The sequence below is a fragment of the Dyella sp. AtDHG13 genome, assembly GCF_003201105.1.
Taxonomy (GTDB): Bacteria; Pseudomonadota; Gammaproteobacteria; order Xanthomonadales; family Rhodanobacteraceae; genus Dyella; species Dyella jiangningensis_B.
In genome coordinates, this window is sequence record NZ_QICJ01000016.1 from 1 (window position 1) to 13,219 (window position 13,219).

General features: G+C 65.9%; 12 protein-coding genes. 3 read left to right on the plus strand and 9 right to left on the minus strand.

Translation table 11 applies throughout. From position 1 onward, the window contains the following. Positions 1 to 720 precede the first annotated feature (720 nt). The 4 genes from cyoE to BDW41_RS20715 are packed head-to-tail and all read right to left on the minus strand — an operon-like array spanning position 721 to position 4,101. Positions 721 to 1,629, minus strand: coding sequence for a heme o synthase (cyoE, locus tag BDW41_RS20700; protein WP_074552205.1), 909 nt, complete (start codon positions 1,627 to 1,629; stop codon positions 721 to 723). 2 nt (positions 1,630 to 1,631) lie between these two features. Continuing rightward, positions 1,632 to 2,798: a COX15/CtaA family protein gene (locus BDW41_RS20705; RefSeq protein ID WP_074552206.1), complete on the minus strand. Its 1,167-nt coding sequence runs from the start codon at positions 2,796 to 2,798 to the stop codon at positions 1,632 to 1,634. Then, positions 2,798 to 3,367: a hypothetical protein gene (locus tag BDW41_RS20710; RefSeq protein WP_074552207.1), complete on the minus strand. Its 570-nt coding sequence runs from the start codon at positions 3,365 to 3,367 to the stop codon at positions 2,798 to 2,800. The genes BDW41_RS20705 and BDW41_RS20710 overlap by 1 nt, the downstream gene beginning before the upstream one ends. After that, positions 3,364 to 4,101 (minus strand): SURF1 family protein, encoded by a 738-nt coding sequence (locus BDW41_RS20715; protein WP_074552208.1) that lies wholly within the window; start codon positions 4,099 to 4,101, stop codon positions 3,364 to 3,366. The genes BDW41_RS20710 and BDW41_RS20715 overlap by 4 nt, the downstream gene beginning before the upstream one ends. A gap of 59 nt (positions 4,102 to 4,160) precedes the next feature. Here BDW41_RS20715 and BDW41_RS20720 point away from each other — a divergent pair, with 59 nt between their 5' ends. Next, positions 4,161 to 4,376 (plus strand): twin transmembrane helix small protein, encoded by a 216-nt coding sequence (locus tag BDW41_RS20720; RefSeq protein ID WP_074552209.1) that lies wholly within the window; start codon positions 4,161 to 4,163, stop codon positions 4,374 to 4,376. Positions 4,377 to 4,546: 170 nt separating this feature from the next. On the opposite strand, the gene BDW41_RS20725 is transcribed toward BDW41_RS20720, so the two are convergent. From BDW41_RS20725 to BDW41_RS20740, 5 genes are all read right to left on the minus strand, one after another. Then, positions 4,547 to 5,434: a cytochrome c oxidase subunit 3 gene (locus BDW41_RS20725; RefSeq protein WP_074552210.1), complete on the minus strand. Its 888-nt coding sequence runs from the start codon at positions 5,432 to 5,434 to the stop codon at positions 4,547 to 4,549. 66 nt (positions 5,435 to 5,500) lie between these two features. Further along, positions 5,501 to 5,632 carry a hypothetical protein gene (locus tag BDW41_RS23880; protein ID WP_255412990.1) on the minus strand — a complete coding sequence of 44 codons (132 nt, stop codon included), beginning with the start codon at positions 5,630 to 5,632 and terminating at the stop codon, positions 5,501 to 5,503. A gap of 51 nt (positions 5,633 to 5,683) precedes the next feature. Next, the gene (ctaD, locus tag BDW41_RS20730; protein WP_074552211.1) at positions 5,684 to 7,300 is read right to left on the minus strand and encodes a cytochrome c oxidase subunit I; all 1,617 of its coding nucleotides are present in this window, start codon (positions 7,298 to 7,300) and stop codon (positions 5,684 to 5,686) included. Between the two features lie 47 nt (positions 7,301 to 7,347). Next, positions 7,348 to 8,310, minus strand: coding sequence for a cytochrome c oxidase subunit II (gene coxB / locus BDW41_RS20735; RefSeq protein ID WP_074552212.1), 963 nt, complete (start codon positions 8,308 to 8,310; stop codon positions 7,348 to 7,350). Between the two features lie 23 nt (positions 8,311 to 8,333). Continuing rightward, positions 8,334 to 8,774, minus strand: a complete 441-nt coding sequence (locus BDW41_RS20740) for a DUF2244 domain-containing protein (protein ID WP_074552225.1) — start codon at positions 8,772 to 8,774, stop codon at positions 8,334 to 8,336. 509 nt (positions 8,775 to 9,283) lie between these two features. Here BDW41_RS20740 and putA point away from each other — a divergent pair. Continuing rightward, on the plus strand, positions 9,284 to 12,439 hold the full coding sequence (gene putA, locus BDW41_RS20745; protein ID WP_074552213.1) for a bifunctional proline dehydrogenase/L-glutamate gamma-semialdehyde dehydrogenase PutA: 3,156 nt from the start codon (positions 9,284 to 9,286) through the stop codon (positions 12,437 to 12,439). Positions 12,440 to 12,492: 53 nt separating this feature from the next. Beyond that, a complete protein-coding gene (locus tag BDW41_RS20750; protein ID WP_074552214.1) occupies positions 12,493 to 13,218 on the plus strand; it encodes a TlpA disulfide reductase family protein in 726 nt (241 codons plus the stop codon). Position 13,219: the final 1 nt, after the last annotated feature.

The following is a 13,219-nucleotide window of genomic DNA, read 5'->3' on the forward strand; positions in this document are numbered from 1 at the left end:
CAGCTCTTAGAGCATGTTCAAAATCTAGCGTGAGCGCGCAGTTCTCCTCACCGTCATCCCCGCGAAAGCGGGAGGCGCTTCATCAACAGCCGAATGGCTGGTCATCCAGTGTCTTTGCACCTTCTCGCAGCGAGTAAAGTCGCTGGATCCCCGCTTTCGCGGGGATGACGGTGAGGGAATGGAGTTGCTTCGGAGATTTTGAACAGCCTCCAAGACAGGCGTTGCGCGCCTGCCGCGACGCGAGGTGCCGCGCAGCGGCACGAGCCGTCGGCTCTCGCTCTTGATCTTCCGGGTCCCCGTATGAGGCGGCGGGCGGGTGGAGATCAGGCCCCGCAGGGGTGCCTGGCAGGATGCCAGGCACTTTTCGTCGGGGCAGGATGCCCCGTCGAAAAGCCCGGAACCCGGCCGCGTACCTATCGGGCTTCAGCCCGATAGGCGCCGATTCCGGGGGGCCCTTCTCTTTGGTTACTTTCTCTTGGGCAAGCAAGAGAAAGTGACCCGGCCTCCGGCAGGAGGTCGGAACGCCCGCCGCGTAGGCGGCCAGGTCGCGGGAACGCACGAAGGCGCCAATCACCGCCACGCGACAGCCAAAAGCAAAGTCACTGGATTCCTGCCTTCGCAGGAATGACGGCTAAAGAATGAAACGCTGAGGCAAGCACCCACCCCTCACCCCAACCCTCTCCCCGCCGGGGAGAGGGAGCAAAAGCATCAGGCGGTCCACTACACCGTGCGCTCGAACACCACACCCTGATGCTGCACCAACGGCTCCATCAACCAATGATCCGCCAGCAGAAACGCAAACAACGCCATCAGATACACGATGGAATAGTTGAACACCTTCATCGCGAAAAACTCATCCGGCGGATTGAGCAGCCGCACCGCGTAATACAGAAAACCCGCGCCCAGCACGACAGCACCACCCAGATACACCATGCCGCTGTACCCCGTCAGCGCCGGCAGCAGAGTCACCAGCACCAGCAGGATCGTGTAGAACAGCACGTGCCAGCGCGTGAACACCACGCCGTGCGTCACCGGCAGCATCGGCACCTGCGCGCGCGAATAGTCGTCGCGGCGGAAGATCGCCAGCGCCCAGAAATGCGGGGGCGTCCATACGAAGATGATCAGGCACAGCTGCAGCGCGAAGGCATGCAGCTCGCCGGTCACCGCAGTCCAGCCGAGCACCGGAGGAATCGCGCCGGCCAGGCCACCGATCACGATGTTCTGCGGCGTGGCGCGCTTGAGGTACGCCGTGTAGATCACCGCGTAGCCGATCAGGCCGCCGAAGGTGAGCAGCGCGGTGAGCGGGTTGACCAGCACCACCAGCACCGCCATCGATAACGCGCCCAGCACCAGCGCGAAGACGAACACCTGTCGCGGCGTGAGCTGGCCGGTGGCGAGGGGGCGATGCGCGGTGCGCGCCATCACCTTGTCGATGCGCTGGTCGATCAGGTGGTTGAACGCGGCGGCCGAGGCCGAGGCCATCCAGATGCCGAGCGTGCCGAACACCAGCGCGCGCCACGGCGGAATGCCGGGCACGGCGAGGAACATGCCGATGACGGCGCAGAACACCAGGAGCGCGACGACGCGCGGCTTGGTCAGTTCCAGGTACTCATGGAAACGGCTGCTCATCGTCAACGGTGCCCGTAGGAAAGAAACATCGCGTCGCCCTGACGCTTCTGCGTGCGCGCCAGCGTCGCCAGCAGCGTGAAGAGCAACAGGGCCGCCACGCCATTGTGCAGCGTGGCCACCGGCAGCGGCAGTCCGAAGTGCACATTGCTGATGCCCAGCAGCACCTGCGCCACCAGCACCACGGCGATGGCGAGGCCCTGCGCGCGCAGGCCACGGCGCGAGACGCGATGCGACAGCCACGCCAGATAGCAGAACACCACCAGCGCGCCGATGCGGTGCGTGATCTGGATGGCGCTGCGCGCGGCCATGTCCAGCACGCCGCCTTCGTAATTCACGCCGATGCCACGCCACAGCACGAAGGCTTCGCGGAAATCGGTGGGCGGCGCCCATTGCCCCAGGCACTTGGGGAAGTCCGTGCCGCAGGCCAGCGCCGCATAGTTGGAGGAGGTCCAGCCGCCCAGCGCGATCTGCGCCAGCAACAGCACGATGCCCACCACCACGGCGGTACGCAGTCCGGCGTAACTGTCGTTGGTCGCGCCCACGCCCGCGAAGCGCAGCGCGGCGTAGGCCAGCAGCGCAAACGTGGTGATGCCGCCCATCAGGTGGCCCATCACCACGATGGGCTTGAGCAGCAAGGTCACGGTCCACATGCCGAGCATGGCCTGGAACACCACCACGGCGAAGGCCAGTACGCTGATGCGCCACGCGCCGGGGCGGTCAAGCCCCATGGCGGCGATCAGCGGTAACGCAATGGCGGCGAGCGATATCCAGAGCGACCAGTGATGCTCGCCGCGGATGTACATGCCCACGCCCACCGCCGCGCAGATCGCGCCGACGATCACCGCGTAGCGCGCCCACGGCCGGCGCCAGCTGGCGACCAGGGCCAGCACCAGCACCAGCGTGCCCAGCGTGCCGGCAAGGAAGCGGTGCACCTGTTCGCGCCAGGCCTTGTGCGTTTCATAAGGGCGGTCGGGGAACGCCTGGTTGGCCTGCGCGATCTCATGCTGCTGCTCCGGCCAGGTGGCGCGGCCGTAGCAGGTCGGCCAGTCCGGACACGAGAGGCCCGCGTTGGAAAGGCGCACGAACGCGCCGAACATCACCACGCCGAAGGCGAACACCGCCGCGAGCAAGGCAAGGCCGCGCAGCACTTTGAGGGAACGGGCGGTCATCAACGGATCACCTTCTGGAGGTCCTTGCGCAGGCCGGTGGGGTCGAAACCCGCAGGATAGAACGACAGCGCCGTGCCGTCCGACTCGACCAGCAGCGCGTTGACCGTATCGGGCGCGGTCGGCGTGAACGGCGCCAGTGCGCCCATCGAATCCTGGCCCAGCTTCCAGTAGGTGGTCATGCCGCTGGCGGCGGCATCGGCCGGCGGCTTGCCCACGTAGAGCAGGCGCAGGCGCGGGGCGTTCTGGTTGAGTGTGATGCGCGCGGCGGCGATCTTGGTCAGCACGTCCATGCATTGCTTCGCGCAACCAGGACCCGCCAGCGCGACGAGGGTGAGTTGCGGCTCCTTCGCGCGCCATTCCCAGGTGTCGCCATTGCTGAGCGAGATGGGAATCTGCTCGGCGGCGAAGTTGCGCTGCGGCGTCACCGGCTGGCCATTGGCCTTGCCGCTGGGCTGCCAGCCGGACAGCGTCAGCAACATCGCGCCGAAAATGGGCGCGGCGAACACCAGCGCGATCAACAGCAGTTTCAGGCGGCTTTTGCGCAGCGCGGCGGGATCGGGTGAATTCATGGCTGGTCCGGTCGGGAAGGACGGCGACGGTGCAGCACCAGCAGGATCACCACCGCCGCCACGGCGAAGGTGAACCACTGGAACGCATAGGCACGATGACGCGCGGGCGGCATCGACGAGAAATCGACGGTGTGCTCGCGCACGTAGATGGAAGAAGGGTCCGCATCGAGCAGAAGCACCTGCGGATACAGCGTGGCGCCAAGGTCGGCGGCCACCTGCGGCAGATCGAGATAGACGGTGGTTTTCGGCCAGCGCGTCTGGCGCGCCAGTGCGTTGCCGCCCATCTCGAAGCCGACGCCGGGCGCCGGTACGTAGAGACCTTGCAGCTCCTGCTCGCCCGTGGGGAGAGGCGGCAGCTGCGGCGCCTGGTCGGTGCCGTTGCCGGGCAGGAAACCCAGATCCACCAGCAGCAGGCGTGCATCGTTGCGCAGGCGCAAAGGCGCATAGACTTCCACCCCGCCGCGCTGGTCGTGCTTGGGGTTGTCCAGCAGATAGAGGCGATCGGCGAGGTATTGGCCGTGCACGCGAATGCGCGCGAACGCATCCACGGGGGGATTTGAGGCCACTGCGGCAAAGTCGCGCGGAGCGGTGGTTTGCGCTGTGGCATACCGCCGCAGAATCTGCTCCTTCTCGTCCGCGCGATGCAGCTGCCACACGCCCAAACGTATGAAAAGCAAGGCACCGGCCACGGTGAGCAGCAGCGCGAACCACGACGGACGGCGCAGCCACTTCACGCAGTGGCACCGTGCACGGCCGCTATACTGCGGATGTCTAAAACGTTCGGACCTATCACGTGGAAACCATCTACAAATATGCGCTGGTGATTCTGCTGCTGGTGGTGCTGTTCAATCTTGGTAAGGCCCTGTATTTCATGATGACCGACAAGGAAGGCAGCAAGCGCACGGTGTGGGCGCTGACGCGCCGCATCGGTTTGTCGGTGCTGCTCATCCTGATGGTGGTGCTGGGCATCTGGATGGGCTGGCTCCACCCCCACGGCGTGGGCCAGTAATTGTAGCTTCCCGCCGTCGCCAGCGCCCTGCTTGCGACATCCGGTTCCCCCAAGGCCCGCCACTGGCGGGCCTTGGTTTTTTGGGCCGTCCGGCCGCTCCCGGCGGCCACTCTGGAGCCAACAAAAAAGCCCGCCTTCCGGCGGGCTTTCTGCTGCGACGCGCCAGCGCCTCAGAGGATGTACACGAACATGAAGAGGCCCAGCCACACCACGTCGACGAAGTGCCAGTACCAAGCCACCGCTTCGAAGGCGAAGTGGTGTTCCTTGGTGAAATGGCCTTTGGCCACGCGCAGCCAGATGATGGCCAGCATGATCGTGCCCAGGGTCACGTGCATGCCGTGGAAGCCGGTGAGCATGAAGAAGGTCGAACCGTAAACGCCGCTCTGCAGCGTGAGGTTGAGCTCCTTGTACGCCTCGATGTACTCGTGCGCCTGGAACCACAGGAAGGTGGCGCCCAGCAGCACGGTAAGGCCGAGGAACACCAGGATCTTGCCGCGATGGCCCGCCTTCAGCGCATGGTGCGCGATGGTCACGGTGACGCTGGAGGTGAGCAGGATCAGCGTGTTCAGCAGCGGCAGGCCCCACGGCGCCACCGTCTGGAAGTTGCCGCCGATGCGTTCCGGACCATTGCCGCCGCCCGCGCCCCAAGCCGCGGAATAGTTGTCCCACAGGAACTGGTGGGTCAGCACGCCATGGCCTTCACCGCCCAGCCACGGCACCGCGAACATGCGGGCGTAGAACAGCGCGCCGAAGAAGGCGCCGAAGAACATCACCTCGGAGAAGATGAACCACATCATGCCCATGCGGAACGAGCGGTCCACCTGGCTGTTGTAGTTGCCCGCCAGCGATTCGCGGATCACCGAGCGGAACCAGCCGAAGAACATCAGCAGGATGCCGATGAAGCCGACGGTGAGCAGGGTCTTGCCAAGGCTGGCCTCGCCCGGCGGCGCATTCAGCCAGTGCGCGGCACCGAGCACGGTGACGAACATGACCACCGCGGCCACGATCGGCCACTGGCTCTTGGAGGGTACGAAATAAACACCTTGTTGCTGAGCCATGTGAGATCCCTGTGGAATGCTCTGTCTACGTCAACGGTACGACATGGAAAGTCGGCTAGGGCCGCCTCAGGAGTATTTCAGCCCCTGCAACAACGAGAGCACGAAGATCGCGAAGGCGATGCCGCCGAACACCGTGACGGTGAGGCGCACACCCTTCCTGCGGGACTGCTCGATCGTGGTTGTCGGTGACTGCTTCATCCGTCCGCTTCCCTCCGCCCCGGCGCGAAACCGGAGCGGTCATGCGTGGCATCAATCGTCGATGTGGCCGTGGGCCAGTTCTTCGTCGTGGATCACCGGCGGCACTTCGAAGGTGTGGTACGGCGCCGGCGACGGCAGCGTCCACTCCAGGCCGCGCGCGCCTTCCCACACGCGGTCCGGCGCCTTCTTCTTGGAGAACCACACCGCATGCACGATCACGCCCACGAAGATCAGCTGCGAGGCGCCGAACAGGAAGCCGCCGATCGAGCTGATCATGTTGAAGTTGGCGAACGCGACGTTGTAGTCGGGAATGCGGCGCGGCATGCCGGCCAGGCCCAGGAAGTGCTGTGGGAAGAACAACACGTTCACCCACACCACGCTGTTCCAGAAATGCACCTTGCCCCAGAACTCGCTGTACATGTGGCCGGTCCACTTCGGCAGCCAGTAGTAGGTGGAGGCGATGATGGCGAAGATCGCGCCGGTCACCAGCACGTAATGGAAGTGCGCCACCACGAAGTACGAGTCGTGGTACTGGAAGTCGGCCGGGGCCAGCGCCAGCATCAGGCCGGAGAAGCCGCCGATGGTGAACAGGATGACGAACGCCACGGCGAACAGCATCGGCGTCTCGAACGTCATCGAGCCGCCCCACATGGTGCTGACCCAGTTGAACACCTTCACGCCCGTCGGCACCGCGATGAGCATGGTGGCGTACATGAAGAAGATCTCGCCGCCCAGCGGCAGGCCCACCGCGAACATGTGGTGCGCCCACACGATGAACGACAGGAAGGCGATGGACGCAATGGCGAACACCATGGCCTTGTAGCCGAAGATCGGCTTGCGCGCGAAGGTCGGGATGATCTCGGACACCAGGCCAAAGGCCGGCAGGATCATGATGTAGACCTCGGGGTGGCCGAAGAACCAGAAGATGTGCTGGAACAGCACCGGGTCGCCACCACCCGCGGCATTGAAGAAGCTGGTGCCGAAGTACTTGTCGGTGAGCAGCATGGTCACCGCGCCCGCCAGCACCGGCATCACCGCGATCAGCAGGAACGCCGTGATCAGCCAGCTCCACACGAACACCGGCATCTTCAGCAGGTCCATGCCCGGCGCGCGCATGTTGAGGATGGTCGCGATGATGTTGATCGCGCCCATGATGGAGCTGATGCCCATCAGGTGCACCGCGAACACCAGGTACGCCACCGAGTCACCCTGCAGCGACAGCGGCGGGTACATCGTCCAGCCGCCGGCCGGGCCGCCGCCCGGGAGGAACAGCGTGGACAGCAGCAGCGCGAAGGCGAACGGCAGGATCCAGAACGACAGGTTGTTCATGCGCGGCAGCGCCATGTCCGGCGCACCGATCATCAGCGGGATCATCCAGTTGCCCAGGCCCACGAAGGCCGGCATCACCGCGCCGAAGATCATGACCAGCGCATGCATCGTGGTCATTTCGTTGAAGAAGTACGGCTGCACCAGCTGCAAGCCGGGCTTGAACAGTTCCGCGCGGATCACCATCGCGAAGCTGCCGCCGATGAAGAACATCAGGAGCGAGAACACCAGGTACAGCGTGCCGATGTCCTTGTGGTTGGTGGACATGCACCAACGCACGAAGAAATTCTTGGGCGCGCCGTGATGATCGTCGTGATGATCGTGTGTAGCTGCGTGGGCCATGCCTTACACCTCTACCTAAATACGAATGCTGTGATGGGGCTGATCGCTCAGCCCTGATGACCCTGCGAAACAGGTGCGTCGGTTGCCTGCGCCGTGGCCGGCGCGGCAGCGGTGGAAGCCGCCGCCGGTGCGGCAGGCTGCGCCGGCTTGTTGGCCTCGGCCTCCTGGTCCGCCAGCCACTTCTCGAACTCGGCCTTCGGCAGCGCCTTCACCACGATCGGCATGAAGCCGTGGTCCTGGCCGCACAGCTCGGCGCACTGGCCGCGATACACGCCCGGCTCGGTGATGTTGGTCCAGGCCGCATTGACGATGCCGGGGATGGCGTCCATCTTCCAGCCCAGCGCCGGCACCCACCACGAGTGGATCACGTCGCCGGCGGTGATCACGAAGCGGATCTTGGTGCCCACCGGCACCACCAGCGGCTTGTCCACGTTGATCAGGTAGGTGTTGTAACCGTCCACCTTCACCGCGTTCGGATCCAGGCCCGAATTCAGCTGGCGCGTCTCGTCGCTTTCCTTGTCGAGCTTGGACATGAAGCCGACCTTGTCGATCGCCTTGCCCTTGTAGTCGACATAGTCGTAGCGCCACTTCCACTGGTAGCCGGTGACCTTGACGGTCATCTCCGAACCGGTGGTGTCGGCGAAGGTGCGCAGCCCGCCAGTGGCGAGGTACGCCAGCACGATCAGGATGACCACGGGGATGGTGGTCCACACGATTTCCAGCGTGGTGTTGTGCGACCACTTTTCCGCCACCGCGCCGCGCGACTTGCGGAAGCGGAACATGGCGATGAACATCGCGCCGAACACCAGGATGCCGATGACGACGCAGACGCCGAAGGCGACGTTGTTGAGGAAGTAGGCCTCGGGCGACCAGGTGGAAACGCCGCGGGTCATGTTCAGCTGCCCGGGCTGCGGATTGGCCAGGGCCACGCCGCCGAACATCGTGAGTGCGAAGAGTGCTGCCGTGACCGCTCGCTTGATACCGCCAGGCCTGATGCCGCCAGATGTCATGTCGTGATGCACCTTTGTTGAACCTACCTGCGTCGCTGTTGGTTGAGCTCCGTCAGCAACACCATGAGTTTCCTTGACAGCTCGGCACGCTCCTCTTCCCCGAGGAAAGCCCCGATTTCCACTTCCCGTCCGTGCGATGTCAGCAACAGACGGCCTCTCCCTTCGCCAGACACCAGCCGTACACGCACCCAATACGTCTGAAAGCGCGCACTGCGCCGACCTGGCAGGAATTGCACCTCCAGCGACGATTCGTCGAGGGTGATGCGTTCGCTGCGGTCGCCGGCCCGCCAGGCCACGCCCAAGGCGAAAGCCACCGCGGTGGACTCGACCAGTGCGAATAAAGGAGCGAAGACATTCCCCTGCCATGCTCCCAACACGGCCGTCGTCAGCGCCAGCGCCGCCAGGCCTCCGATCAGTCGACGCAGGTCGCGGCGGCTGAGGGCACGATTGGGCTTGAGCCACATCGTTGCGCACGGCAAGCCGGCCACTGCTGGTCGAAGCACGATCATGAGAACCCGGCGTGCCTGGAACGCAGGCATGATAGGCCGCGAGCGCGTCGGGGAGCAACAACGCCGCATGTGCTTGATTTGAAGCAGGGATGAATGCGCGCGGGTGTGCTGGGCGGCGCGCGTGCGATGCGCGTCTCAGCGCGATTGCGTGAATTGTCATGGGCTTGGGCTGCGCACGGCCGCGATGCCCGCGCGTGTCTCCACGGGATGCGCGGGAGGTGCGACGGTTTGCCACATACCGGCCGGCGAGCGTCCGGGCTTTCCGACGGCCACCGCTTGACCAGTCGCTCCTGTCCGATCCGGGCCCCCCCTTTCCGCCGCCCCAGCCACATATACCCCAGCCACATATATATGTGTGGCTGCGCCCTGCCGCACCGCAACACCGCGTACGGGTGCGTGCGTATCCCCCCACCAGTACAATCCCGCGATTCCCCGCCCCACCAACGCTTCGGCCCAAGAAACCCGTGACACAGCCCATTCTCAGCCCCGAATTGCCGACCGGCGTGGAGCCGGCGCGCGCGCGCATCACCGCCAACTGGCTGCGCGACGAAACCGAAGCGGTCAACGACCTGCTTGCCCAGGCCACCCTGCCGCCCGTCGAGCGCGAGAAGGTCATCGACCTGGCCGCCGACCTGGTGACCCGCGTGCGCGCCCGCGCCAAGGACCAGAGCGCGGTCGAATCCTTCATGCGCCAGTACGACCTGTCGTCCGAGGAAGGCGTGCTGCTGATGTGCGTGGCCGAGGCGCTGCTGCGCATCCCCGACAAGAGCACGGCGGACAAGCTGATCCGCGACAAGCTGGGCGATGCGAACTGGAAGAAGCACCTGGGCCAGAGCGAGTCGCTGTTCGTCAACATGTCGACCTGGGGCCTGATGCTCACCGGCAAGCTGGTGACGCTGTCGGAGGAAACCCGCCACGATTTCACCGGCGCGCTGCGCCGCCTGGTGGGCCGCGCGGGCGAGCCGGCCATCCGCCTGGCCGTGCGCCAGGCCATGCGCATCATGGGCCACCAGTTCGTGATGGGGCAGACCATCAGCGACGCGCTGGACCGCTGCGCGCAGAAGGAATACGCGGTCTACCGCTACTCCTACGACATGCTGGGCGAATCGGCCCTCACCAGCGAAACCGCCGAGCGCTACCAGCAGGATTATCGCAACGCCATCGCCTCCATCGGTTCGCGCGGCCCGTTCGCCAACCACACCGATGCGCCGTCGATCTCCGTGAAGCTGTCCGCGCTGCATCCGCGCTACGAAGTGGCCAAGCGCGAAATCGCCCGCCGCGACCTCACCGCCAAGCTGCTGGAACTCTCGCAGCTCGCCATGAAACAGGGCATCGCGCTGTCGGTGGACGCGGAAGAAGCCGATCGCCTGGAACTCTCGCTCGACATCATCGGCGACGTGTTCGCGCATCCTTCGCTGCAAGGCTGGAATGGCTTAGGGATAGTGGTGCAGGCGTATTCCAAGCGCACGCCGTTCGTCATCGACTGGCTGATCGAAACCGCGCGCGCCACCGGCCGCCGCTGGTACGTGCGCCTGGTGAAGGGCGCCTACTGGGACGCGGAAGTGAAGCGCGCCCAGGAAAACGGCCTTTCCGGCTACCCGGTGTACACGCGCAAGCCGAACACCGACGTGTCGTACCTGGCCTGCGCGCGCAAGCTGTTCGACGCCGGCGTGGAACTGATCTACCCGCAGTTCGCCACGCACAATGCGCACACCATCGCCGCCGTGCATCACCTCGCGCAGGGGCGCCCGTACGAATACCAGCGCCTGCACGGCATGGGCACGGACCTCTACGCCGAGGTGATCGGCAAGCAGAACCTCAACGTGCCGTGCCGCGTGTACGCGCCGGTGGGCACGCACGAAGACCTGCTGCCCTACCTGGTGCGCCGCCTGCTGGAAAACGGCGCCAACACCAGTTTCGTCAACCGCGTGGTGGACGAAACGCTGCCGGTGCGCGAACTGGTCGCCGATCCGTGCGAGACCGTGCGCTCCTTTGCCTCCATCCCTCACCCGCGCATCCCCCTGCCGGTGAATCTCTACGGTGAACTGCGGAAGAATTCCATGGGCGTCAACTTCTCCAACGACAACGAACTGAAGGCCCTCGCCGAGGCGATCCAGAGCAAGAACGGCCCGTGGAACGCCGAGCCGCTGGTGCCGGGCGCCAAGAGCGCCGGCGCCACCGTCGAGGTGACCAATCCGGCCGACCGCCGCCAGGCCGTGGGCAGCTACGTCGCCGCCGACAGCGCCACCGTCGACAAGGCGCTGGCCAACGCCGTCGCCGCGCAGCACAGCTGGGATCGCCTGCCGGCCGCCAGCCGCGCGGCGATCCTCGAGCATGCCGCCGAACTGCTGGAAGCGCGCCGCGGCGAGTTCATCGCGCTGTGCGTGCGCGAAGCGGGCAAGAGCCTGCCGGACGCCATTGCCGAAATCCGCGAGGCCGCCGACTTCCTGCGCTACTACGCCACCATGGCGCGCCGCCTGTTTGGCCATCCGGAACAGCTGCCGGGCCCCACGGGCGAAAGCAACCAGCTGTTCCTCAACGGCCGCGGCGTGTTCGTCTGCATCAGCCCGTGGAACTTCCCGCTGGCGATCTTCCTGGGCCAGGTCAGCGCCGCGCTTGCCGCCGGCAACGCCGTGATCGCCAAGCCCGCCGAACAGACCAGCCTGATCGGCTACGCCGCCGTGAAGCTGCTGCACGAAGCCGGCGTGCCGGCCGAAGTGCTGCAGTACCTGCCGGGCGACGGCGCCACCGTCGGCGCCGCGTTGACCCGCGACCCGCGCGTGGCCGGCGTGGCCTTCACCGGCTCCACCGAAACCGCCTGGGCGATCAACCGCGCGCTCGCCGCGCGCAACGCGCCCATCGCCGCGCTGATCGCCGAGACCGGCGGCCAGAACGCGATGATCGCCGACTCCTCCGCGCTGCCGGAGCAGATCGTCAAGGACGTCATCTCCTCCGCCTTCCAGTCCGCCGGCCAGCGCTGCTCCGCCGCGCGCGTGCTGTTCGTGCAGGAAGACATCGCCGACAAGGTCTGCGCGATGCTCGCCGGCGCGATGGAAGAACTGAAGGTGGGTGACCCGGGCCAGCTGTCCACCGACGTGGGTCCGGTGATCGACGAGGACGCCAGGAAGATCCTGGTGGACCACGCCGCGCGCATGGACAAGGAAGCGAAGAAGATCGGCGAGGTGAAGCTCGATCCCGCCACCACCGCCAACGGCACCTTCTTCGCGCCACGCGCCTATGAAATCCCGGGCCTGTCCACGCTGACCCGCGAGATCTTCGGCCCAGTGCTGCACGTGATCCGCTGGAAGGCCGACGAGCTGGGCAAGGTGGTCGACTCCATCAACGCCACCGGCTACGGCCTGACCCTGGGCATCCACAGCCGCATCGACGACACGGTGGAGTTCATCCAGAGCCGCGCGCGCGTGGGCAACTGCTACGTCAACCGCAACCAGATCGGCGCGGTGGTCGGCGTGCAGCCGTTCGGCGGCGAAGGCCTGTCCGGCACCGGCCCCAAGGCCGGCGGCCCGCACTACCTGCTGCGTTTCGCGGGCGAACGCACGCTCACCATCAACACCACCGCCGCGGGCGGCAACGCCTCGCTGCTCACCATCGGCGAGTAAGCGGGACACGGGGCCGGTGCGAAAACGCCGGCCTCTTTCGACGGGAGATGCGCATGCGGTACGCGGCACGGTTCGCGTCGATGCTGGCCATGGCATGCCTCGCGCCGTCGCTGCACGCCACGCCCGCGCAGGACGACGAACAACGCTTCGTCGCCACGCTGCAACTGGGCACCTCGCCCGACGTCCATTACCTCGACGCCAACGGCAAGCCGATCGATTACGCCGCCTTCGCGCAGCAGCTCGGCACGGGGCGCGACTACAGCAGCACCACCGACCGCAAGGCGAACGCCGCCATGCTCCGGCTTCGCCCGCCCGGCACCACCAGCGGCACGGGGCGTTTTTCGTTCGGACGCGGCAGCGCGTTTCCGCCGTTCGAGCTGCCCTCGCTGCAAGGCGGCACGCTGCACTCAGGCGACCTGCGCGGACGCTACACCCTGGTGAGTTTCTTCTTCGCCGAATGCGCGCCGTGCATCGCCGAAGTGCCCGTGCTCAACGCCTACGCCAAGGCGAACGGCGACATGGGTTTTGTCGCCATCACCTACGAGGATGCGGACACCGCGCGCGCCTTCGTCGACGATCGCGGCTTTCGCTGGCCCGTGCTGCACGACGGGCAGGCATTGATCGACACGCTGGGCGTGAACGTCTATCCCACGCTGATCCTGATTGATCCATCCGGCCATGTCGCCGGTGCTGCAGTGGGCATGACGATGCGCGATGGGCAGGACAAGCAGCTGGCGGATCTCACGGGGTGGGTGCAGCAGTGGAAAGGACAGAAGTGAG

What these genes read in the sequence shown, in the direction of transcription:
- cyoE (WP_074552205.1), bottom strand. Translation starts at nt 1,629, where the DNA reads ATGAGCAGCCGTTTCCATGAGTACCTGGAACTGACCAAGCCGCGCGTC.
- BDW41_RS20705 (WP_074552206.1), bottom strand. Translation starts at nt 2,798, where the DNA reads ATGACCGCCCGTTCCCTCAAAGTGCTGCGCGGCCTTGCCTTGCTCGCG.
- BDW41_RS20710 (WP_074552207.1), bottom strand. Translation starts at nt 3,367, where the DNA reads ATGAATTCACCCGATCCCGCCGCGCTGCGCAAAAGCCGCCTGAAACTG.
- BDW41_RS20725 (WP_074552210.1), bottom strand. Translation starts at nt 5,434, where the DNA reads ATGGCTCAGCAACAAGGTGTTTATTTCGTACCCTCCAAGAGCCAGTGG.
- BDW41_RS23880 (WP_255412990.1), bottom strand. Translation starts at nt 5,632, where the DNA reads ATGAAGCAGTCACCGACAACCACGATCGAGCAGTCCCGCAGGAAGGGT.
- ctaD (WP_074552211.1), bottom strand. Translation starts at nt 7,300, where the DNA reads ATGGCCCACGCAGCTACACACGATCATCACGACGATCATCACGGCGCG.
- coxB (WP_074552212.1), bottom strand. Translation starts at nt 8,310, where the DNA reads ATGACATCTGGCGGCATCAGGCCTGGCGGTATCAAGCGAGCGGTCACG.
- BDW41_RS20740 (WP_074552225.1), bottom strand. Translation starts at nt 8,774, where the DNA reads ATGTGGCTCAAGCCCAATCGTGCCCTCAGCCGCCGCGACCTGCGTCGA.
- BDW41_RS20750 (WP_074552214.1), top strand. Translation starts at nt 12,493, where the DNA reads ATGCGGTACGCGGCACGGTTCGCGTCGATGCTGGCCATGGCATGCCTC.